Raw genomic sequence first — 21,774 nt, 5'->3', positions numbered from 1 at the left:
CAGCGCCTTGCGCCCGCCGACGCGCTCGCCCTGGTGAGGACTGGTCTGCCCCGATGAAGACCTTGCTTCTGCGCCGGCTTGCCGTCCTACTGCCGACCTTGTTGCTGGTGTCGATGATGGTGTTCGGTCTGCTGAAACTGCTGCCCGGCGATCCTGCGCTGGCGCTCGCCGGTGAAGAGCGTAATCCTGAAGTCGTCGAGTATCTTCGGCAGAAGTATCGCTTCAATGATCCGATCCCGGTGCAATACGCCGTCTGGCTGAAAGCCCTGGTGCACGGTGACTTCGGCACTTCGGTACGCACCCGATTGCCGATCGGCACCATGCTGGCGGAAAAATTGCCGGTGACCGTCGAGCTCGCAATACTGTCGATGCTGGTCGCGCTGCTCGTCGGGTTGCCGATCGGGATCTTCGCGGCGCTGGGGCGCGGAACGCCGTTCGACTACGGTGCCAGTCTGTTCGGGCTTGCCGGACTGTCGATCCCGCATTTCTGGCTCGGGATCATGCTGATCCTTCTGTTCTCGGTGAATCTCGGCTGGCTTCCGGCCGGAGGTTTCGTTCCGCCGTCCGAGAGCGTGGGACGCAACCTGCTTTCGATGCTGATGCCCTCCTTGGTGCTCGGCACGGGCACGGCTGCGATCATGATGCGCCATGTCCGCAGCGCGATGATCGAGGCGATGAAGCAGGACTACGTGCGCACCGCCCGCGCGAAGGGCGTGCGCGAAAGCACCATCGTGCTGCGTCATGCGTTGCCGAACGCGCTGATTCCCGTGGTCACGCTAGGCACACTGCAATTTGGCGAACTGCTGGCCGGCGCGGTGTTGACGGAGCAGGTCTTTTCCATCCCGGGTTTCGGCAAGATGGTCGTCGACGGCGTGTTCAGCCGCGATTATGCCGTGGTTCAGGCGGTCGTGCTCTGCACAGCAGCCGTATTCCTCCTGATGAGCCTGATTGCCGACGTGGCCTATGTGCTGCTCAATCCGAGGCTCAGATCATGAGCTCGATTGAGACGGTGCCGGTCGCAAGTCAGGCGCGCGCCGCCGCTCCTTCGGAAATTCGTCGCCTGTTGCGCGAACCATCCGCCGTCATCGGGGCCACGATCATCCTGTTCTTCGTCGTGCTGGCGGTGTTTGCCTCGTGGATCGCGCCATACGATCCAAACTCGCCGGACTGGATGGCGATTCGCGCGGCACCCGGTGCGGCACATTGGTTCGGCACCGACGATCTCGGTCGGGACGTGCTGTCGCGCGTGATCTTCGGCACGCAAGCCTCGCTTGCCGCCGGCATCGTCTCCGTGACGGTCGCGGTGCTGATCGGCCTCCCGTTTGGTCTCATGGCCGGCTATTTCGGCGGCCTCACCGACATGGTGATCTCGCGCTTCGCCGATGCGCTGCTCGCTTGCCCGTTTCTGGTGCTGGCGATTGCGCTCGCCGCGTTCCTGGGCCCCAGCCTGCAAAATGCGATGATTGCCATCGGCATTTCCGCCGTGCCGGTGTTCGTTCGTGTCGCGCGTGCCGAGACGCTGGTTGTCTGCACCGAGGATTATATCGCGGCGGCCCGGTCCCAAGGCCTCGGCCATCTCGCCATCCTGACCGGACAGGTGCTGCCGAACGTGCTAGCGCCGACGATTGTGCAGGCGACGCTGACCATGGCGATTGCAGTTCTCGCCGAGGCGAGCCTGGCCTTTCTGGGGCTTGGGCAGCTTCCGCCGGCCCCGTCATGGGGCGCCATGCTTGACGTTGCCAGGCAATTTCTCGGCGAGGCGCCATGGATGGCCTTCTGGCCCGGCCTCGCGATCATTGCGCTCGTCATCGGCTTCAACCTGATGGGTGACGGCCTGAACGATGCCCTCAATCCCAGGCACTAGATGGAAGACGAGCCTGTTCCGCTGAGGGACTTCGCTGCGTGGCCTAGGGCTTTTTGATTTCAGGCGGCAGCACAAAGCCTGTCTCATCCGAGCGTTGCAGCGCGCAGATCCGATGACAGAGGTCGATGACGTGCCCGTCGTAGACTAGCGTGTATTGGCGCGAGCATTGGGCGTGCTGTTGATCTGTATCAAGCCTGCCGCGGGATAGGGGCTGCTAGGCTTGCAGCAGGAGCGCTGCCCGAGACACAGGCCTTGTACACCCCTCGCCAGTATCTGTTTGCCGATGGCATCATCCAGCTCGTGATCCGGCTCGGATTGCTGGCGCTGCTGATCGTGTGGACTTTCCTCATCATCCGCCCCTTCGTGCCAATCCTGGCCTGGAGTGCGGTGCTCGCGGTGGCGTTCTATCCAGTCTTCGGCTGGCTCGCCAAGCGCCTCGGGGGCCGCCCGCGCACCGCCGCTTTCATTCTTACGCTGGTTACGCTGGGTATCGTCATTGGTCCCGCGGCCTGGCTCGGCATGAGCGCAGTGGACGGGATCAGGGATCTCGCGGGCCAGATCAGCAGCGGCGATCTCAGGCTTACGGAGGCGCCCGAACAGATCAAGAGCTGGCCGCTGATCGGCACCCAGCTCTACGATCTCTGGACCCAGGCCAACAGCAATATTCGCGCGGCGCTGAGCCAGGTGATGCCGTATCTCAAACCGCTTGCCGGGATGATGCTGTCGTTCGCGGGTGAGGCCGGTGTTGGCACGCTCCAGTTCCTGCTGTCGGTCTTTGTCGCCGGCTTCCTCTTTCCCTACGGTCCGCAGCTCGTCGACGCGGTGCGCGGCTTCCTGTTCCGGGTCGTACCGGAGCAGAGCGAGCATTTTCTAGAGCTCGCCGGCGCGACCATCCGCGCGGTGTCGCAGGGCGTGATCGGTGTCGCAATCGTGCAGTCGCTATTGGCCGGCATCGGCTTCAAGCTCGCCGGCGTCCCGAGTGCCGGCCTGCTGGCATTCGTCGTCCTGTTGCTGTCGATCGTGCAGATCGGTCCCTTCCTCGTTCTCTTCCCTGTCGTAGTCTGGATCTGGATGGACAAGGACGTGACCACGGCACTGCTCCTGACCGTCTTCTTCGGCGCCGTCGGCCTCCTCGACAACGTCCTGAAGCCCATCGTCATGGGGCGCGGCCTGACCACGCCGACGATCGTGATTCTGATCGGGGTGATCGGCGGAACGCTCGCGCACGGAATCATCGGCCTCTTCATCGGGCCGATCATCCTGTCGGTCGCCTGGGAGCTCGCGGCGGCCTGGATCCGGAACGACCGCGCGGCTGCGCCGAAAAGGCCGGAAGAGACCTGAATCTCCGCGCGCATCACCACCTTTGACCTAAGTCAATCCTCTCGACTCCCGATGCACCTTGATTGAGTGAAGGCAGATCTGACTTCAGGCATGTCGATGGCTCATCAAACGTCGCAGCGGGATTGCGCATTCGGGCAAACGTCCCCGGCGATGACGGGCGTCGATTGACCGCCATGGATGCAATCCTTGCCATCGATGCGAATGCAGGAGGCGTGAACTTCCAGCTCTTCTCCGTACGCGGCGAGGGGAGGCTGGAACGGCAAATCAAGGGACGGCTTGACGGGCTCGGCAGCCATCCGCGCCTCAGGGCGAGCGGAGCGAACGGCGATCCGCTGGCGCACCGCACCTATCAGAACGACGACGTCGATGACGTTCCGGCGGCATGCGCGGTTGTCGATAGCTGGCTGCGGGACGAATTGGGAATCCAGCCGCTGGCCGTGGGACATCGCGTCGCGCAGGGAGGACCGGATGACGCCCGGCCGGCCCTGATCGATGACGCCGTGATGGCGCGTCTGGAACGGCTGATTGCACTGGCGCCGCTGCTTCAGCCGCATAATCTTGCGCCGATCCGTATCATGCAGGCCAATCATCCGGCGCTGCCGCAAGTCGCCTGTTTCGATACTGCATTCCATCTTGGCAAGGTGGTAGAGAACGGCAGCTATCCTATCCCCCATCGACTCTACGCAGGTGACGTAAGGCCCCACGGGTTTCACGGTCTTTGCTACGAATCGATTGCACGAGCTCTGACGCTCGAGGCTCCCGGGATTGCCGCGCGCCGCGTGATCGTTGCGTGCCTCGGCGAGACCAGCTCGATGTGTGCGCTGAAGGATGGCCGCAGCGTCGAAAGCACAAATGGATTCTATGCCTTTGGTGCATCGCCGTCGGACTATTCCACAGGCGAAATCGATCCCTGCGACGCGTTTCTGTTCACCAATCCGGGTGACGACGCAGCGGCTCGTTCTTTGCGAGCGGAGCAGGCCGTCGAGCACCTCGCCTACTGCGCTGGCCTCAACGCCGGCCTGCTTGCGGCCGCGCTGGAGGGGCTCGATGCCTTTGTTTTCACCGGCGCGATCGGCCAAGGTTCGACAGCGACCCGCGCGCGCATCGCCGAAAGGCTGAGCTGGCTCGGTGCAACACTGGATGCTAAGGCCAACGCCCAGAACGCACGGCTGATCTCGCGCCGCGATAGCCGTATCCCAATCTACGTGCTCCCGTCCGACGACGAATTGACCATCGCGCGGCACACGTTAGCGCTCTTGCTGAACGGGCCGTCGCCACGTTGAGGCAGCTTCCCGGAAACCTGAAAAGGATTGGCGGCGCGCGATGCTTCTTCAATTCCTCGTCGGTACGCTGGTCAGCGTGATCAATATCGGCATCCATGCGCTGGTGACCATCGTCGCCGTCGGGATCGCCCGCGGCGCGGGCTTGCGGCAAACCAGGAGACCAAGAGTGCACCTGATGGGTGTCATGGTCGCGACAGCCGTGGTGTTGCAGGTCGCGCACACGCTGGAGGTTCTGGTGTGGGCTCGGATGTATGAAGTCGTTCAGGCCGCCGCACCGGGCAGTGATTTGCTCTATTTCGCCTTCGTCAACTACACCACGCTGGGCTACGGCGATATCACCCCGGTGCGCGATTGGCGCCTGATCGGCCCGTTGACGGCTATGAATGGTGTCCTGCTGTTCGGCTGGTCGGCCGCCATCCTGTTCGAGGTCTTGCGCAAGACTCTCGAGCACCTCGGTGTAACCCAGGCGCCTGGCCTTAAATGACCCTGATACCGATGGCGGCTTCGGTCGGAGCCGAGCTCACCCCAGGAAAAGGATCATGGCCGTGAACGCCACCGGCAGCGTCCCGAACACAACGACTGCGATCCGAAATGCGGTCTCGTTCCACATCGGAAGAGGCTAGCATCGGACTGTACCGGTGTGATGTGCAGTTTGTGCCATTCGCCGGGGTCGGCTCGCTCAAGGCTGCAGATCGAGGCTTGCAAGCTGGTGCCGATCCAGCAGCACGATCTGACGCTGAGTGTTGCCGACGAAGCCGAGGGCGCCGAGCTCATGGAGCCGTGACAGCGCGCGGGATACGGTCTCCAGCGTCAGGCCGAGGTAATCGGCGATATCGCGCCGCGACATCGGCAGCGCCATGACGCCGGACGCCGTCAATCGCCCGTCCATCTCGAGCAGGAACGCCGCGACCCGCTCCAGCGAGGTCTTGCGTCCCAGCAGCAGCATGTGGTCCTCCGCATGCTGGAGGTTGTTCGTGGTCATGCTGAGGAGGTTTCTGGCCACCATCGCATCGCTTTCGGCCACCATTTCGAGGCTTTGCCGTCTGACCAGGCGCACCGTAGTGTCGACGATCGCTTCCGTGGTGAAGCGGTGCTCGTTGCCGTTCTCCAGGCCAAAAATGTCGCCGGCGAGGTGAAAGGCGCCAATCTGCCTGCGGCCGTCCGACAGCAGCTTGTAGCTTCGCACCGCACCGGACGTCACCTGATAGACATATTCGGCGGGCTCTCTCTCCCCGTAGATTTCGCTGCCCTTTTTATAAGTAAATTGGCTTAAACTGACGAGCGTATTTGAATCGCTGCTCATGCCGAGGTCACGAAGGGAGTTGGGACGCGGCGTCGAATCCGCTGTGATGCGAACGAACATGGGCCAACTCCTCAGCTCATCGCCGAATTGGTCTGTCGGACGAAAACTCTCGCCGCCGGGAATGCGCCACGCCGTCCCACTCCCGCCGAAGTTGATTTACGACTAAGGCGGCATTCTCATCCATTGTCCCAAGGTTCATTGTACCAAGGGACAGCGTGGACGGCCGTTGGGAGGTTGTTGCGCGGATTGAGAAGCTGTCGGAATTCAGCAAGAGGTGATGCGTGCCCGGTCTTGTTCACGTGGTGGACGACGACGATTCCTTCCGGACGGCGATCGCGCGCCGACTGAAGCTCGCTGGCTACGACGTTGCGACCTACGCATCGGCGCAGGATTTACTGGATGCGGCGCCTGACGACGCGCAGCCGGGATGCATCCTGCTCGACGTGTGGATACCGGGGCTGAGCGGCCCCGACTTGCAGACCCGCTTGGTCGCGTCGGGCTCGACGTTGCCAATCATATTCCTGACCGGACACGCCGACACGCCAACCACGGTGCAGGCCATCAAGGCCGGCGCGGAGGATTTCCTGACCAAGCCGGTATCCTCCGAGCAGTTGATCGCTGCGATCGAGCGCGCGATGGTGCGCCAGCACACCGCGCAGGCGCATCGCGGCAGGCTCGAGACCTTCCGCATTCACCTCGCCGCATTGACGCATCGCGAGCGTCAGGTGTTCGATCTCATCGTCCGCGGCAGGATCAACAAGCAGATCGCGCATGAGCTTGGAACCACCGAGCGCACCGTGAAGGCGCACCGCCACCAGGTGATGGAGAAGATGCAGGTTCGTTCGCTGGCGGAGCTCGTTTCGATCGCGGAACGGCTTGGAATGCTCGATACGAGCGACGATTAGCTGATTTTTCGTCACGGCACAGTTCCCGCGGTGTGACTTCCCCAAGAGACAATATGAAATTCGTTGGTGCGGTGCTGCCATGCAGGGCGGCGAATGCGGCGGTTTGCCTGACACGCAAGTAGACCAGGCGAATATGGCGCCAGCGCCGCCGTGATCAGTCCGTCCGTCTCGAAGGGACACTTCCTTGCCAGAGCGTGGCTCTGTTTTCGTCGTCGATGACGATCCCTCCATTCGGACCAGCTTGAACAGGCTGCTCCGCGAGTATGGCTTTGCCGCGACGCTCTTCGATTCCGCAGGAGCCTTGCTCCATCACGGCAGCTTCGACAAGGCGATCTGCATCGTTCTCGATATCGACCTGAACGGAAGGTCCGGCATCGACCTGCGCCGGCAACTGGCAGAGGAGGGCGTCACTGCGCCGGTGATCTACATCACGGGAAATGACAGCTCGGCGAATCGCGCCGCCGCGGTCGCCTCCGGATGCATTGCCTATCTGGTCAAGCCGTTCACGGCGGAGTCCCTGATCGAGTCGGTGGCGCGTGCGTCGGCTGCGTAATGCAGCATGGCCGATCATTCGTCGACATATTGCTCCAGCGTCCTGGCCGGTGCGCCCTTGTGGACGGACGCGAACTGCGCCAGCGGCACCGAGGTCGTCAATGCCAGAAGGTTTGAATCGACGACCTCGAGGGCAAGTGTCTTCCCTGACCCCATCTCCTTGATGATCGCGGGCGGCGCGACGTCGGCCGCAATGCAGGCGTTGGTCAGGCACCAGCTGTAGGGGATGCGGAGGGGGCTGCCCTGGTCGACGGTCAGCTTCGCCGGCTGTTGCAGGTACATGCCGACGGGCACGAAGAGCTGCAGCCTTGCCGAGGGAGTGCCTTCGCGCTCGATCAGGTCCACGCGCACCGCCGTCTGGCCGGTTGGAAACTTGCCGGTGATCGAGGTTCGGCACAGCGTCGGCGCACCGCCTGCCTTGAAGCAGAGCTTCTGCCAGTCTCCGTAGACGATGTCCTTTGCCTCGCGCTGGCCGCGCGTCGCGACCTCGGCGGGTTTATCGGCCTGCGCGGATTTCGGCGCGGCGATGCCGGCACATGTCGCGCTTCCGGCGACCGCGACGACGAGCAGGCCAGAGAGACAATTGCGGGGACTTGGCATGATGTGCCTCCGAACCTGAACTCTATTTCTGCGCGTCGAGGAACTTCGCCACCAGCGGCGACCACAGCGGGATCGCGTCCGGCGAGCCGATGAAGAAATGGCCCTCGCCGCCGAACGGCGGCATCAGATGATATTCGGCGCGGCCGCCAGCCGCCGTGAATGCTGCATGCATGCGCTTCGACAGATCGGGGCCGAAAAACGTGTCGTTCTCGATGTAGATCCACAGCATCGGCACCCGCGACGTGCTGCCGAAATCCGCGGTCGCCTCGACCAGCTTGTCGGGTGCACAATTGTTGTTCGGCTTGCCGCCGACCCGCCCGCCGCGGCCGGCGGCGAAGGTGATGATGGCCTTCACCTGTGGTGGGTTCACGCTGGACAAGGCGATGGAAGCCCAGCCTCCGGCGGACTGGCCGACCACGATCACGTCCTTTGGAATGATCCGTTTCTCGGCGGCCATGTAGTCGATGATCCAGAGATCGACCTTGGCGACTGCGAGGCCCGCATCATGGAAGTTGGGGTTCGTGCACTTTCCGACCTTGGAAAAGAATGGCCCATAGAGCGCGCGCTCGGGAATGTCGATGGCCGCGGCGCCATAGCCGCTGCCGACCGGTGCGACCACGAGATAGCCGCGCTTGGCGAACCACTTTGCAGCGTCGCGGAATTCCACCAGCGGGAAGAAGCTCCGGTCGGTCGGATTGAGAGAGACGCCGTGGTTCATGATCACCAGAGGGAAAGGGCCGTCGCCGACCGGGCGCACCAGATAGGCGAACATCGGCAACGGCAGTGGCAGAGCCCAGATCTCCTCCTGGATTCGGACCTCGTCCTCAGCCCGCGTTGGGGCAGAGAGCGAGGCCAGAACGAGCAGGGTGGTCGCCAGGGACCGGAGCGTTACAGCCAGAAGCGAGTGCATCGCGATCTCCTTCACCCCGTATACGTAGCGGCAACGACGATCGGGCCCAGCACCGTCAGCAACACGTTGCCGACCGCGTAGGGCACGGCGACACCGAGCACCGGCGTCTTGCTCTCGGCGACGTCGCACGCGCCTGTCACGGCGGCGTCGACCGTCATGGCACCGGCGAGCGCGCCGCAGGTCACGACCGGGTTCATGCGGAGCACGTAGCGGGCGAACAGGGTCCCAACCGTCAGCGGGATCAGCGTGACGACGATGCCCATGCCGACCAGCAGAAGGCCGTGCGCCTGAATGGCTGTCCAGGCGGCGAGGCCGTTGCCGAGCCCAATCGCCGCGATGAAGCCGCCAAGCCCGAGATCGCTCAGCGTCTGTTGCGCCGCCGGCGGCAGCGCGCCCATGGTCGGGTTTCGCGACCGCAGCCAGCCGCAGACGAGGCCGGAGATCAGTGCGCCACCTCCTCCGCCGAGCGTCAGCGCGACGGCGCCGACTTTGAAGTTTGCAAGGCCGGCCAACAGACCGACGGCAATGCCTGCGGTGAGGAAGGCAATATCGGTCCGGTCGGACGCGTTGAGGGCGTGTCCGACCTGCGTCGTCGCCCGCGCGATATTGCCGGTGCTGCCGACCAGCGTCATGACGTCGCCGATATAGACGCGCGTGTCGGGACCGAGCGGCACCTCGCGGCCCATGCGGGTCAGAGAACGCAGGAACACGCCGCGCGCATCGTCGCCGAGCCGTTCGGCGATGTCCCGGATCGAACGGCCGTGCAGCCTGCGGTTTTCCACGAGGACCTCTGTCACGTTGCCGGGCAGGTTGCGCAGGAGTTCGCCGGCGTCGATTTCGGCGCCGAGAAGGGGCTTGGCCGCCACGATTGCCGTGGTGGGGCCGGCAATCACGACATCGTCGCCGGCTTCGAGGCGGGTGTCATGCTGGGGCTTGATGTCTGCTCCGGCGCGGACGATCCGCTCCACGACGGTGCGGTTGCCGATCTCGGCTTCGATCGCCGCGATCGTGAAGCCCGCGCCGGTCGAGACGCGATAGGCGCGCGCCTGGAATTTGCGATAGGACAGGTTTTCGGTCTTCGGTGGCGCGCCGCCGGCCAGCTCGGCTTCGAGCTTCGCAGCCTCCGCCTTGAGATCGACCCGCATCAGGATGGGTGCGACGAACGGGACGAACAACAGCGTCAGGATGTAGCCGAGCACGTAGGTCACCGCATAGCCGGCCGCGATATTGGCCTCCTGCTGCTCCAGCGCCGCCTTCGGCAGGCCGAGTTGCGCCAGCGCGCCCGACGCGGTGCCGATCACCGAGGACTGGGTCAGCGCGCCGGCGGTCAGCCCCGCCGCAGTTCCGGTATCGAGCTCGAAGACATGAGCGAAGACGAGCACGATGACGAGGCCGGTGGCGCCGATCACCAGCGCCAGGACAACCTGCGCCAGGGTCCGAAAGCTCAAGGAAGCAAAGAACTCCGGGCCGGAGCGGTAGCCTATGGTGAACACGAAGAGGCTGAACAGGATGGCCCTGAGGATCGGCGGAAAAGCAAAGCTTCCGAGTTGTCCGATCAGGACGGCGACGATCAGCACACAGGCGGTCGTTCCGATCGAGAAGCCGCGAATCTTGATCCGGCCGAGGAGGGTGCCGATTGCAATGGCCAGCAGCAGTAAGATTTCCGGAGCGGTGGAGATGATCCACCTGACGGTTTCCATGGTCGCAATTCCCCCGGTGCTTTGGCCGATTTGATTTGCGGGGAAGGGAGATTGCTTGATCCAGATCAAGCCTTGCCGACGGCAGGGCGCCGCCTATGCGCGCATGCAGAACCTGCGACGGCCCGCATTGTCAGCATGAGCACTCTGGATGTCGTAGCCGGTGCGGTGCGCCGCGATGAGACGGTCGAGATCGTCCTGCTGCTCGCCTTCGCCGGCGGCTATATCGATGCCTATACCTGGATCATCCACGGCGTGATGGCCAATGCCCAGACCGCCAACCTGATCTTTCTCTGGGTCTATGCGACAGCCGGCAACTGGGCGAAGGCGTTTCACTTCGTGCCGCCGATCCTGGCCTTTGCGGTCGGCATCGTGATCGCCGCCTGGCTGCGCCGCGCTGCCGGCGAGCGGGCCCGCACGATCAGCACTCTGGTCGAGATCGCGCTCCTGATCGTGATCGGAATCCTGCACAACCGGCTGCCCGATATGGCCGGAACGCTCGGCATTTCCGTGGTCGCAGCGATGCACGCAGCAATGTTCATCAAGGTCAAGGGGACGGTTTGCAGCACGGTGATGATCACCGGCAACATGCGCCAGGCCATCGAGAACATCTTTGCGGTGGTGTACGGAGACGCGCCGCTCGGGACACTGCGCAAATCTGGCATTTTCTTCGCCCTGTGCGCGGTGTTCGGCTTCGGTGCCGCCGCCGGTGCCTACGCCACCAAGATTATTCCCAACCTCGCGCTCGGTTTGCCCGTGATCGCGCTGCTGATCGTCCTGCTGCGCTACGAAACGACGCCTCGTGAGGTGACCGGATGAATTCGCCTCCTGAAGCGAGCTGGATGCGTTTCTTCCCACCGTTCGGCTGGCTCGCGGCCTATCGGCGCGAATGGCTGCCATCCGATGCCGTCGCAGGCATCACGCTCGCGGCCTACGCGATCCCGGTCTCGCTCGCTTATGCCGCGCTTGCCGGCCTGCCGCCGCAGATCGGGGTCTACGGCTACATGCTCGGCGGCATCGGCTATGCGCTGCTCGGCTCGTCGCGCCAGCTTGCGATCGGCCCGACCTCCGCGATCTCCCTGATGATCGCCGCGACCGTCGGCGCGCTCGCCGGTGGGGACGCGGTGCGCTATGCGCAGATCGCAAGCCTCGCGGCGTTTGCCGTGGCGGTGTTGTGCTTCATCGCCTGGCTGTTCAAGCTGAGCGTGCTCGTGCGCCTCGTCAGCGACAGCATATTGGTCGGCTTCAAGGCGGGGGCAGGGCTCACCATCATCATGAGCCAGTTGCCGAGCCTGCTCGGCGTTGCTGGCGGGGGCCACAATTTCTTCGACCGCGCCATCAAGCTCGCGGGGCAGCTCGGTACCATCAATCCGCTTGTGCTCGCGATCGGCGCGGTCGCGCTACTGCTGCTCTTGCTCGGCGAGCGGCTGCTGCCTGGAAAACCGGTCGGCATCACCATCGTCGCACTCGCGATCGTCGTGGCGACGGTGCTGGGTCTCCCCTCTCTCGGTGTGCCCGTCACCGGGAAGATACCCGAGGGGTTGCCGGCTCTGGCGACGCCGACCTTCGGCCTGCTGGAATTCGACGATCTGTTTCCGCTCGCCGCCGGTTGCGTGCTGCTGGCCTATATCGAAGGCGTCTCGGCGGCCCGCAGCTTTGCCGCCAAGCACGGCTACCCGCTCGACGTCCGGCAGGAATTTTTGGGTCTTGGCGCCGCCAACCTCGCGGCTGCCTTTGGCCATGGCTATCCCGTCGCCGGCGGCCTATCGCAATCGGCCGTCAATGACAGCGCTGGCGCACGGACGCCGCTGGCGTTGGTGATTTGCTCAGTGACACTCGGGCTGTGCCTTCTGTTCTTTACCGGCCTCTTGACCAACCTGCCCAAGGCGGTGCTCGCGGCCATCGTCTTTGCCGCGGTCTATAAGCTCGTGGATGTGCGTGCGCTGCTGCGGATGTGGCGGGTCAGCCGGATCGACTTCTACGCGGCGGCGATTGCCTTGGTATCCGTGCTGCTGCTCGGCATTCTCCAGGGCGTCCTGCTGGCAGCGATTGCGTCGATCTTCCTGCTGCTGGCGCGCGCCTCGCGGCCGAACGTCGCGTTCCTTGGCCGATTGCCCGGCAGCGGCCGCTATTCGGACAGTGCCAGGCACGAGGACGTCGAGCCGCTGGCCGGAATCATCGCATTCCGCCCCGAAGCATCGCTGCTCTACATCAATGCCGAGACGATCCTGGAGACGGTCCTGATCGCGCTCCGGAGGTCGCCTGGCATCCGGCTGGTGGCCTGCGATCTTTCAGCCTCGCCTTATATCGATCTGGCCGGCGCGCGCATGCTGCACGAGCTCTACGACGAACTGGCCGTCCGCGAAGTCAGCTTTTGCATCGTCGGGGCGCATGCGCAGCTACGCGACCTGCTGCGTGCCGAAGGGCTGGCGGAGAAAACCGACAGCGGCCAGTGGCTGCGGTCGCTCGACAGCGTCCTGGGCGACGATTCAGCCAACACCGCGCAACGAACGGTCTGACGCCCCGGTATTGCGATGCCGAGGGCATCGTCCTGTCCGTCCGCCCGATCAGAATGCGCGACCGTTGACTTGGATCAATGGAGCGACCAGCCCCGCACTCACGATCCCGCATCACCCTTGCCTATGGGATCGGGAGAGCCGCATGTCCAAAGAAGCCAAGCCCGCGCAAAAGCGCATCGATCAGTTCTTCTCCGGGCCCGGCGGACGGGCGGACAACTGGCGCGATCTGGTGGAGGCCGCAAAGGCGTGGGTGCGTGGCGGGGATCGCGCGAAATATGATGCTGCGCTGGCCGATCTCTCCATAACGGAGGAATTTCACGGATATCCCGGCCTTCACCTCATGACAGCCCTGCGGGACGCGGCCGCGGCTGGCGATGCGGCGGGCTCACTCGCCCTTGCGACACGGATGATGCAGGCCTTGACGACGAGGTCGTTTCGCCAACATGCCGGCGACGGGAGCGGAAATGACGAGGGCAACGGTGACACCCCCGATCTGGTGCCGCAAATGTCCGGGCAGCATGGTGCGCGCCGTCCCTATTTCGAGACACTGATCGTCACCGGCCTCTCGTCCGGCAATTGGCCCGCGCTCGCCAACGAATGGCGCAAGCTGCGGCGGCCGGTCGATCCATTCGTCTATGAGCCGGTCATCGTCGGCAGCCTCGAAGATGCCTTCTGCGCCGCCATCCTGAATCCCAATCTCGCAGCCGTCGTCATCAATGAGGGCTTTGCGCTGCGCTCACGCCATGACGCGCCGGTGCTCCGTACGATGACCTCGTCGGCCGGGTTGAACGACGAGTCCGATGCCTCGGCGCTGCGGCTCGCCCACGTCATCAAGCGGGTCCGCCCCGAGCTCGACCTCTATTTGATGTCCAATCGCGACGTTGAGGCGATGGCCGGAAATCCCGAGGCCGATGTCGTCCGCCGCATCTTCTATTCGGTCGAGGAACTGCTCGAGCTGCATCTCTCGATCCTGGAAGGGGTACAGGATCGTTACGACACGCCGTTCTTCGACAATCTGAAGAAATATGCACAGCGTCCGATCGGAACGTTCCATGCGCTGCCGATCGCGCGCGGCAAATCGGTCTTCAAGTCGGACTGGATCCGTGACATGGGCGAATTCTACGGCCTGAACCTGTTCCTGGCCGAAAGCAGCGCGACCACTGGCGGCCTGGATAGTCTGCTGGAGCCGACCGGCAACATCAAGAAGGCGCAGGACAAGGCAGCACGCGCGCTTGGCGCCGATCGCGTCTTCTTCGTCACCAACGGCACCTCGACCTCGAACAAGATGGCGGTGCAGGCGCTACTCGCGCCAGGTGACATCGCGATCGTCGACCGCAATTGTCACAAGTCGCATCATTACGGCATGGTGCTGGCCGGCGCGCAGCCGCTCTATGTCGAAGCCTTCCCGATGACGGAATATTCGATGTACGGCGCCGTGCCGCTGAAGACCATCAAGCAGGCCTTGCTGAACGCCAAGGCCGATGGCCGGCTCGATCGCGTCAAGCTGCTGGATCTGACCAACTGCACCTTCGACGGCCACATCTACAACACCCGCCGGGTGATGGAGGAATGCCTCGCCATCAAGCCCGACCTGATCTTCCTGTGGGACGAGGCCTGGTTCGGCTTTGCGCGCTTTTCACCGTTCCTGCGACGGCGCACCGCGATGGGCGCCGCCAACGAGATCGAGGCCTGGATGCGCGATCCGAGATCGGTCGCAGCTTACGAAGCCCAACAAGCCACGCTCGGCAAGAACCCCTCGAACGAGGTGCTGCTCAAGACCCGGTTGATCCCCGATCCGCGCCAGATCCGCTTGCGCGTCTATCAGACCAATTCGACCCACAAGTCGATGTCGGCGATCCGTCAGGGCTCGATGCTCTCGGTCAAGGACGTCGAATTCCATACGGTTGAGCAGCAGTTCAAGGAGGCCGTCTTTACCCATGCCTCCACGAGTCCGAACCAGCAGTTGATCGCTAGCCTCGACGTCTCGCGGCGCCAGATGGAGCTGGAAGGGTATGGTCTGGTGGCCAATGCGATCGAGATCGCGCTCGCCATCCGTCACGCCGTCAACAGCAATCCGCTGCTGTCGAAATATTTCCGCATCCTCGGCGCCGACGCCATGGTGCCGGCGCAATATCGCCAGAGCGGATTCACCGATTATCTGGCCGCCGGCGCGAACTGGGCGAGCGCGCTGAAGAGCCTGGACGAGGATGAGTTCTGCCTCGATCCGACCCGCATGACCCTGGTGTGCGGCACCGCCGGCTACGATGGCACGCAGTTCAAGGGGATCCTGGCGAACGACTACAACATCCAGGTCAACAAGACCTCACGCAATTCGGTGCTGATCCAGTCCAACATCAACAACACCCGCAGCGACGTCGCGCATCTTGTCAGGGTTTTGGCCGAGATCGCGGGCGAGGTTGATCGCGGCCTCGCCCAAGGCGGTGACAATGCGAAGAAGACCTTCGAGGCGCGGGTGAAGAGCCTGATGACTGACGTGCCTGATCTGCCGAACTTCTCGCACTTCCACCAGAGCTTCCGTGGCGATGCCGGCAGCAAGACCAATGAGGGTGATATCCGCAGCGGATTCTACGCGGCCTACAACGCGGCGGGATGCGAATATATCAGGCTCGCCGATCCCGAGATCGACCGCCGCCTGAAAGCCGGCCCCGACCTCGTCTCCGCCAGTTTCGTGATTCCCTATCCGCCGGGCTTCCCGATCATGGTGCCGGGGCAGGTGATCACCCAGGAAACCATCGACTTCATGCGCAAGCTCGATGTGAAGGAGATCCATGGCTACGACGCCAAGGAAGGCCTCAAGCTCGTGCGCGCCGAAGCCTTGGCGAAGATCGGCAAGCCCAGGCCCGGCGCGCAGCCGAAGCTGAAGGCCGCGTCATAGGTCAGGCGAAGACGACCACTATAACGGAGCCCCAGGTCGTCAACAGGATGTTGGCGACCGGGTAGGCCGGCGTATAGCCGAGCACGGGCACCGGGCTTCCGGAGCGCTCCTGGAGCGCGGCCATTGCCGCCGTCACGGTCTGAGCCCCGGTCAAACCGCCGAGCAGAAGGATTGGGTTCATGCGCAAGACGAAATGACCGAAGCAGAATCCGACGATCTGCGGCAGCAGGGTCACGACCATGCCGCCGAGCAGCAGGCCGATGCCCGATTCCCGCAAGGCGGAGAGGAAGATCGGCCCGGCATGGATCCCGGTGAGCCCGACAAACGCGGCCAGTCCGAGTGACGTCATCAGGCTGACGGCGCCGTCCGGAATCCGGCCGAAGCGCGGATTGAGCGTGCGGAGATAGCCGACCAAAAGCCCGGCAAGCAGCGTGCCGACGCTCGTGCTCAGTGCGATCTGGATGCCGCCGACAGGAAAACTCACGAGAACGCCGACGATGCCGCCGAAGAAGATGGCGAGCCCCAGCACCACGAAATCGATGCTGGTGCTGGGGGCAACGATGACACCGATATTTTTCGCCGCGTTCTCCACGACCGGTTCTGGACCGACGATGCGCAGCAGGTCGCCACGCTGCAGGACGACGCCGGGAGCAATCGGAAGCTCTTGGCCGCCCCGGCTCAACGAGCGTAAATAGAGGCCGCGTGTCCAGTCATGCTGCGAGGCCTCCTGCAGGTTCATGCCCGCGAGCTTGGTGTTGATCAGGAACACGTCAGCGGAGATCAAGGGAATGTCGAGCAGCTCTTTGTCCTCGACCTCCTCGGCGCGGGAGCCGACGAGTTCTACGATGATCTGGCGCGGAGCCGATATCGTGATGACGTCGCCTGGCGCGAGGATGGTGCCGGGCTCTGCCTGGAAGATGCGTTCTCCTTGGCGGATCCGATGGATGAACAGGCGATGCTCGGGCAGGCGGTCTTCGGCGGCCGCGACTGTCGATCCGGCGAGAGGAGAGTGCTCGTCCAGCCGATAGGCGCGCAGCTCGAATTTTCGCCAAGCGGACGCCAGACCCGGCTTGGTGCGGCTCATTCCCAGCGATTGCTCGAGCTTGAGCGCCTCTTCTCGCAGGTCGATCTTCAGAAGCGCCGGTGCGATCACTGTGCACCACATGATCACGCCCGCATAGCCGAAGATGTAGCAGACTGCATCAGCGACCGCGATGTGCGAGACGAAAAGGGCGCGCTGCGCCTCCGGCACCGCGAGACCGTTGACCGCGTCGGTCGCCGTTCCCATCGCCGCGCTTTGGCTGAGCGCTCCCGACATCAGCCCCGCCGCAAAACCGGGATCGAGCCCGAGTATCCTGCCGACGACAATTGCGGCCGCAAGGCCCGTGAGGCACACGACGACGGCTAGCAGCATCGGCTTCAGCCCGTCGCGCTTCATTGCCTGCACGAATTGCGGACCGACGGAATAGCCGACGCCAAACAGGAATAGCAGGAACAGGAAAGATTTGGTCATGCTGGAAACAGGCACATGCGCGAAGTCGCCGACCATCAGGCCGGCGAACAGCGCGCCCGTGACCGGACCAAGACTGAAGGCGCCGATCTTGAAGCTTCCGATCCAGTAGCCCGCGGCGATCACCAGGAACAGCGCGAGCTCCGGATAGCGGACGAGAAACTGCTCCAGCCAAACCAGCATCGCGGGCGGCCTTGCTATGTCATCAACATGACAAGCACCATTCCCCAGATTGTCAGCAGCGTGTTTCCGACAGCGTATGTCACGGTATATCCCAGACCCGGGATCTGGCTCTTGGCGCGGTCATTGATCATGCCGAGAGAAGCTGTCGTGGTCCTCGCCCCTGAGCAGCATCCGAGCACGATGGCGTCATGGAAGCGGAACACATATTTTCCGACATACATTGCGAGGATCAGCGGCACGGTCGTCACGCCGACGCCCCAGAGGAACAGGCCGATGCCCTGCGCCTTGAGGCCGGCCACGAAGCCCGGTCCCGACGAGATGCCGACGATCGCAATGAAGACGTTCAGGCCGACCGAGTTCATGAACCAGACGGTCGGCGAAGGAATCCGGCCGAAGGTCGGGTGCACGGAGCGGAGCCAGCCGAAGAACAGGCCTGAGATCAAGGCGCCACCTGACGTGGACAGCGTCAACGGCACGCTGCCGATCTTGTAGACGATGGCGCCGATCAGCGCGCCGATCGCGATTGCGGCTCCGATGAAGGCGACGTCGGCCACATCGGTCGCGCGATCCGGGCGGCCGAGCATCTTTGTCGCGGCCGCCACATCCGGCGTGCGTCCCACGATGGTGACGATGTCGCCGCGATTGATCTTCGTGTTCGGCAGGATAGGGATATCAACGGCGATCGCACCACGGGTGATCTTGCGAAGGAACACTCCGCGAGCGCCTGCCGTTCGCGACAGCTCCTCCAGCGTCTTTCCGTCGACGTCCTTACTGGTCACGTAGACGTCGACGCCCTCGATCGGCATCGCCAGCAACTCGCGATCGTCGACCTCTTCCGCTTGCTCGCCGATCAGACTGACGAGAACGTCGCGTCGGCCGGCCACAGCGACGACGGCGCCTGCGTGAATGACGGCATCGGCGGTGGCATCCGTGATCTTGCCGTCCTGCCTGATCCGCAGGACGAACACCCGATGGTCGGGTAGCAATGCTTCCGCCTGCTGCACGGTCTTTCCAACCACCGGACCCCGCTCATTGACACGAAAAGCGCGCACATCGAACTGGTGCCAGGCCGTTCCCGGACCGCCCGTCTGCTTCTTGCCCCCGTGCTCCTCCTCATATTTCTTGCAGGCCGCCTCGAGATCGATACCGAGCAGTGCCGGACCAAGCAGAGCCAGGACGATCGCGGATCCGACCGTGCCGAAGATATAGGTGACCGCGTAGGCGACCGGCATGCCGTCGAGAATCTTCTTGGTCTCTTCCGGCGACAGGCCGAGCCGGTTGATGGCATCGGTCGCAAGGCCCATGGATGCCGAGATCGTCTGCGAGCCGGCATAAAGTCCGGCGGCCGAACCGACATCGTAGCCTGCAAGCTTTGCTCCAACATACGCCGCGATCAGGCAGAACACGCACACGACGGCCGCGAAGATCGCCTGTGGGACGCCGTCCTGCGCGATGCCGCGCACGAATTGCGGCCCGACGCCATAGCCGATGGCAAACAGGAACATCAGGAAGAAGAACGGCTTGAGCGGACCCGTTACCGTGATCCCGATCTGGCCGATGATCACGGCGGCAATCAGCGTCGCGGTGACGGCACCGAGCCCGAGGCCCTTGTAGGTGAAGGAGCCGAAATAATAGCCCAAGGCCAAGGACAGGAAGATCGCGATTTCCGGATAGCTTTTGAGCGTCTGAAAGAACCAGTCGATCATGATGTCACCCCTTCACGCAGTCGCACGCGCCCCGCTTCGCTCCTGCGCGACGTCTTGGGATCGAAGACCCCGGCGACGAGCGCTGAAGCCGCATCGATCCGGATGAAGCGACCCGTCCGAGCCGGTCATGTTGATTTATGTCAAGCGCGCGGGGGGATGGCATCCGCGACCCCGCCGACGAAATCGTCTCACTGCGTTGCGACATGGGGCGATCCGGACCGCTCTACGGCCAGGACCTTGAGGTAGATCAAGGGAGGTCACCGGACGCCGATCATCCTGAGCGCGATTGCACAGGCGAGGGCTCCACCTCGTTTCAACAGCTCGCACCGCTCGGGAGCGTCACATGGCCGATATCTTGACCCTGAAGAAATTCGAGGCACTGAGCCCGTTCGAGATCAAGGACGAACTGATCAATCTCGCCAAGGCGACGTCGAAACGAACGCAATCCGCGTTCCTGAACGCCGGCCGCGGCAATCCGAACTGGGTGGCCACCACGCCGCGCGAAGGCTTCTTCCTGCTCGGACAGTTCGCGATCACCGAGAGCAAGCGCGTCATGGAACACCCGGCCGGGATTGGCGGCATGCCCCAGGCCAAGGGCATTGCGGCAAGGTACGAGGCTTGGCTCGCCAAGCACTCTGACATGCCGGGCGCGACCTTCCTGTCGGAGATGCTGCCCTTTGCGGTCAAGAAATTCGGCTTCGATGCGGACGCCTTCGTCCACGAGCTGGTCGATTCCATCATCGGCGACAATTATCCGGTGCCGGACCGCATGCTGGTGCACAACGAAAAGGTCGTGCACGAATATCTGACGTGGGCCGTTTGCGGTGACCCGCGGCCCGCCGGCAAGTTCGACATCTATGCGGTCGAGGGCGGCACTGCGGCGATGTGCTACCTCTTCAAGTCACTGAAGGCCAATCGCCTGTTGCTTCCCGGCGACACCATCGCGCTGGGAACGCCGATCTTCACGCCTTACATCGAGATGACGCATTTGGAGGACTACGACCTCAAGGTCGTCCAGATCAAGGCGCCGCAGGAAAACAAATTCCAGTTCACCGACGAGGAAATCAAGAAGCTGGAAGATCCGAAGATCAAGGCGTTCTTCATCGTCAATCCCGCAAATCCCTCCGGGATGGGGGTGAGCCCGGAGACGGTCGCCAAGCTGGGCAAGCTGGTCAAGACCAAGCGCCCCGATCTTATGCTGCTCACCGACGACGTCTACGGCACTTTCGTTCACGGATTCCGCTCGCTGCTGGGCGAGCTTCCGCACAACACCATTGGCGTCTATTCCTATTCGAAATACTTCGGCTGCACGGGATGGCGGCTCGGCGCCATCGCCATTCATGAAGACAACATCTTTGACAAGATGATCGCGAAGCTGCCCGAGGCAGCCGTGAAGGCGCTCGACAAGCGTTACGGGCCGCTGACGCTGGAGCCGCGCAAGCTGAAGTTCATCGACCGCATCGTCGCCGACAGTCGCGACGTCGCGCTCAATCACACGGCGGGCCTGTCGCTGCCGCAGCAGGTGATGATGAGCCTTTTCTCGCTCGCGGAGATGATGGACGCGAAGAAGGCCTATCAGGCCGCATGCATGGAAATCGTCAACAAGCGCCTGTGGGCGTTGCTCGATGGCCTGGGACTTGCCGACAAGCTGAACCCGAACCCCAACTATGATGCGTATTACGGACTGATCGATTTCGAGTTCTGGGCGCGGAAGAACATTGGCGACGACGCCGTCGACTACCTGAAGAAGAACGTTCATCCGCTCGATCTCGCGTTTCGACTGGCCGAAGCCCACGGCATTGTGTTGCTGAACGGCGGCGGTTTCGATGCGCCCGAATGGTCGCTGCGCGTGTCGCTGGCAAACCTTCCGGACGATGTCTACGACGATATCGGACGCGGTGTTCGCAGCATTGCGCGTGGCTATCGGGACGCCTACGAGGCGGCCGAGGGCGGCTCGAAGTAACGCGAACCAATGGGAGTGCCGGTCGATCCGGATCACTCCGATATCAACCCAAAGGAGAATGAACGTCATGAGGAAATCTGCCATCGCCGCCGCCTTGATCACCTCGTTCGCCGTCGCTGCCGGTTTCAGCACGCCGTCGCGTGCCGAGACCGGTCAGGTCGCCGTCGTCTTCACCAAGGGCGGCTTCATCGTCGGCGTCGGCGGCGGCGAGGGCGTTTTGGTGTTGCGGGGCAAACAATATCCCTTCACCGTGTCAGGCATGAGCGTCGGTTTCACGATCGGAGCTTCGACGACCAAGCTTGTCGGCCGCGCCCTCAATCTGAGGGGGCCGCAGTCGATCGAAGGCTCTTACGCGGCGGGCGGCGCCGGCGGCGCCGTCGCTGCGGGGGCCGGAGCCGTGCAGTTGCAGAACGGCAATGGGGTGATCCTTCAGCTCAGTGGACCGAAGGTCGGCGCGGAGGTGTCGGCCGCGGTCGGCGGCGTCACGATCCGGCTGAAATAGGCTCGGCAGGGCGCTCAAGCTAAACGGGCTGCGTCATCGC

Annotated in this window: 18 protein-coding genes; 12 read left to right on the top strand and 6 right to left on the bottom strand. The window is 63.5% G+C overall.

Features of this window, described 5'->3' with window-relative positions; translation table 11 throughout:
• Nucleotides 1-53 precede the first annotated feature (53 nt).
• The 5 genes from OWC48_RS34305 (at nt 54) to OWC48_RS34285 (ending at nt 4,972) form a co-directional block, all read left to right on the top strand.
• Nucleotides 54-995, top strand: a complete 942-nt coding sequence (locus OWC48_RS34305; protein WP_282523938.1) for an ABC transporter permease — start codon at nt 54-56, stop codon at nt 993-995.
• Entirely contained in the window at nt 992-1,864 is an 873-nt protein-coding gene (locus OWC48_RS34300) for an ABC transporter permease (protein ID WP_028149198.1), read from the top strand. The genes OWC48_RS34305 and OWC48_RS34300 overlap by 4 nt, the downstream gene beginning before the upstream one ends.
• A gap of 252 nt (nt 1,865-2,116) precedes the next feature.
• On the top strand, nt 2,117-3,205 hold the full coding sequence (locus OWC48_RS34295) for an AI-2E family transporter (RefSeq protein WP_282523937.1): 1,089 nt from the start codon (nt 2,117-2,119) through the stop codon (nt 3,203-3,205).
• 173 nt (nt 3,206-3,378) lie between these two features.
• Nucleotides 3,379-4,488, top strand: coding sequence for an acetate kinase (locus OWC48_RS34290; protein WP_282523999.1), 1,110 nt, complete (start codon nt 3,379-3,381; stop codon nt 4,486-4,488).
• Nucleotides 4,489-4,528: 40 nt separating this feature from the next.
• On the top strand, nt 4,529-4,972 hold the full coding sequence (locus OWC48_RS34285; protein ID WP_282523936.1) for a potassium channel family protein: 444 nt from the start codon (nt 4,529-4,531) through the stop codon (nt 4,970-4,972).
• A gap of 195 nt (nt 4,973-5,167) precedes the next feature.
• Here OWC48_RS34285 and OWC48_RS34280 read toward each other — a convergent pair whose 3' ends face one another.
• Entirely contained in the window at nt 5,168-5,851 is a 684-nt protein-coding gene (locus OWC48_RS34280; RefSeq protein ID WP_282523935.1) for a helix-turn-helix domain-containing protein, read from the bottom strand.
• A gap of 221 nt (nt 5,852-6,072) precedes the next feature.
• On the opposite strand from OWC48_RS34280, the gene OWC48_RS34275 reads away from it, so the two are divergent.
• Both OWC48_RS34275 and OWC48_RS34270 read left to right on the top strand, forming a co-directional pair.
• Nucleotides 6,073-6,696, top strand: coding sequence for a response regulator transcription factor (locus OWC48_RS34275; protein ID WP_247303629.1), 624 nt, complete (start codon nt 6,073-6,075; stop codon nt 6,694-6,696).
• A 184-nt stretch (nt 6,697-6,880) separates the two neighbouring features.
• Nucleotides 6,881-7,249, top strand: coding sequence for a response regulator transcription factor (locus OWC48_RS34270; protein ID WP_282523934.1), 369 nt, complete (start codon nt 6,881-6,883; stop codon nt 7,247-7,249).
• A 14-nt stretch (nt 7,250-7,263) separates the two neighbouring features.
• Here the strand turns inward: OWC48_RS34270 and OWC48_RS34265 are convergent, their stop codons facing one another.
• From OWC48_RS34265 to OWC48_RS34255, 3 genes are read right to left on the bottom strand one after another with little or no spacing between them, the layout of a single operon-like run.
• Nucleotides 7,264-7,848 (bottom strand): invasion associated locus B family protein, encoded by a 585-nt coding sequence (locus tag OWC48_RS34265; RefSeq protein WP_282523933.1) that lies wholly within the window; start codon nt 7,846-7,848, stop codon nt 7,264-7,266.
• Nucleotides 7,849-7,870: 22 nt separating this feature from the next.
• Nucleotides 7,871-8,758 (bottom strand): S9 family peptidase, encoded by an 888-nt coding sequence (locus OWC48_RS34260; RefSeq protein ID WP_282523932.1) that lies wholly within the window; start codon nt 8,756-8,758, stop codon nt 7,871-7,873.
• Between the two features lie 11 nt (nt 8,759-8,769).
• Complete coding sequence (locus OWC48_RS34255; protein ID WP_282523931.1) at nt 8,770-10,458, bottom strand: aspartate:alanine exchanger family transporter; 1,689 nt, start codon at nt 10,456-10,458, stop codon at nt 8,770-8,772.
• 135 nt (nt 10,459-10,593) lie between these two features.
• Between OWC48_RS34255 and OWC48_RS34250 the strand changes: the two genes are divergently transcribed.
• From OWC48_RS34250 to OWC48_RS34240, 3 genes are all read left to right on the top strand, one after another.
• Nucleotides 10,594-11,274 (top strand): YoaK family protein, encoded by a 681-nt coding sequence (locus tag OWC48_RS34250; RefSeq protein WP_282523998.1) that lies wholly within the window; start codon nt 10,594-10,596, stop codon nt 11,272-11,274.
• Complete coding sequence (locus OWC48_RS34245) at nt 11,271-12,974, top strand: SulP family inorganic anion transporter (RefSeq protein ID WP_282523930.1); 1,704 nt, start codon at nt 11,271-11,273, stop codon at nt 12,972-12,974. The genes OWC48_RS34250 and OWC48_RS34245 overlap by 4 nt, the downstream gene beginning before the upstream one ends.
• A 142-nt stretch (nt 12,975-13,116) precedes the next feature.
• Entirely contained in the window at nt 13,117-15,870 is a 2,754-nt protein-coding gene (locus OWC48_RS34240; RefSeq protein WP_282523929.1) for a decarboxylase, read from the top strand.
• Nucleotide 15,871: 1 nt separating this feature from the next.
• Here the strand turns inward: OWC48_RS34240 and aspT (OWC48_RS34235) are convergent, their stop codons facing one another.
• Nucleotides 15,872-17,563 carry an aspartate-alanine antiporter gene (gene aspT / locus OWC48_RS34235; protein WP_282523928.1) on the bottom strand — a complete coding sequence of 564 codons (1,692 nt, stop codon included), beginning with the start codon at nt 17,561-17,563 and terminating at the stop codon, nt 15,872-15,874.
• 14 nt (nt 17,564-17,577) lie between these two features.
• Nucleotides 17,578-19,269, bottom strand: a complete 1,692-nt coding sequence (gene aspT / locus OWC48_RS34230) for an aspartate-alanine antiporter (protein WP_282523927.1) — start codon at nt 19,267-19,269, stop codon at nt 17,578-17,580.
• Nucleotides 19,270-19,612: 343 nt separating this feature from the next.
• Here aspT (OWC48_RS34230) and aspD point away from each other — a divergent pair, with 343 nt between their 5' ends.
• Both aspD and OWC48_RS34220 read left to right on the top strand, forming a co-directional pair.
• The gene (gene aspD, locus OWC48_RS34225; RefSeq protein ID WP_282523926.1) at nt 19,613-21,232 is read left to right on the top strand and encodes an aspartate 4-decarboxylase; all 1,620 of its coding nucleotides are present in this window, start codon (nt 19,613-19,615) and stop codon (nt 21,230-21,232) included.
• A gap of 67 nt (nt 21,233-21,299) precedes the next feature.
• Complete coding sequence (locus tag OWC48_RS34220) at nt 21,300-21,734, top strand: hypothetical protein (protein WP_282523925.1); 435 nt, start codon at nt 21,300-21,302, stop codon at nt 21,732-21,734.
• The last annotated feature ends 40 nt before the right edge of the window (nt 21,735-21,774 follow it).

The sequence above is a fragment of the Bradyrhizobium sp. Arg816 genome (assembly GCF_029989365.1).
Lineage (GTDB): Bacteria > Pseudomonadota > Alphaproteobacteria > Rhizobiales > Xanthobacteraceae > Bradyrhizobium.
Note: the sequence above shows the minus strand (reverse complement) of the source record. Positions and strands in the feature narration are given on the sequence as shown.

Excerpts from the sequence above, each read along its gene's own strand:
- OWC48_RS34245 (WP_282523930.1), top strand. The coding sequence starts at position 11,271 with ATGAATTCGCCTCCTGAAGCGAGCTGGATGCGTTTCTTCCCACCGTTC.
- OWC48_RS34240 (WP_282523929.1), top strand. The coding sequence starts at position 13,117 with ATGTCCAAAGAAGCCAAGCCCGCGCAAAAGCGCATCGATCAGTTCTTC.
- OWC48_RS34265 (WP_282523933.1), bottom strand. The coding sequence starts at position 7,848 with ATGCCAAGTCCCCGCAATTGTCTCTCTGGCCTGCTCGTCGTCGCGGTC.
- OWC48_RS34260 (WP_282523932.1), bottom strand. The coding sequence starts at position 8,758 with ATGCACTCGCTTCTGGCTGTAACGCTCCGGTCCCTGGCGACCACCCTG.
- OWC48_RS34305 (WP_282523938.1), top strand. The coding sequence starts at position 54 with ATGAAGACCTTGCTTCTGCGCCGGCTTGCCGTCCTACTGCCGACCTTG.
- aspD (WP_282523926.1), top strand. The coding sequence starts at position 19,613 with ATGGCCGATATCTTGACCCTGAAGAAATTCGAGGCACTGAGCCCGTTC.
- OWC48_RS34255 (WP_282523931.1), bottom strand. The coding sequence starts at position 10,458 with ATGGAAACCGTCAGGTGGATCATCTCCACCGCTCCGGAAATCTTACTG.
- OWC48_RS34300 (WP_028149198.1), top strand. The coding sequence starts at position 992 with ATGAGCTCGATTGAGACGGTGCCGGTCGCAAGTCAGGCGCGCGCCGCC.
- OWC48_RS34250 (WP_282523998.1), top strand. The coding sequence starts at position 10,594 with ATGAGCACTCTGGATGTCGTAGCCGGTGCGGTGCGCCGCGATGAGACG.
- OWC48_RS34220 (WP_282523925.1), top strand. The coding sequence starts at position 21,300 with ATGAGGAAATCTGCCATCGCCGCCGCCTTGATCACCTCGTTCGCCGTC.
- aspT (WP_282523927.1), bottom strand. The coding sequence starts at position 19,269 with ATGATCGACTGGTTCTTTCAGACGCTCAAAAGCTATCCGGAAATCGCG.
- OWC48_RS34285 (WP_282523936.1), top strand. The coding sequence starts at position 4,529 with ATGCTTCTTCAATTCCTCGTCGGTACGCTGGTCAGCGTGATCAATATC.
- OWC48_RS34280 (WP_282523935.1), bottom strand. The coding sequence starts at position 5,851 with ATGTTCGTTCGCATCACAGCGGATTCGACGCCGCGTCCCAACTCCCTT.
- OWC48_RS34290 (WP_282523999.1), top strand. The coding sequence starts at position 3,379 with ATGGATGCAATCCTTGCCATCGATGCGAATGCAGGAGGCGTGAACTTC.
- aspT (WP_282523928.1), bottom strand. The coding sequence starts at position 17,563 with ATGCTGGTTTGGCTGGAGCAGTTTCTCGTCCGCTATCCGGAGCTCGCG.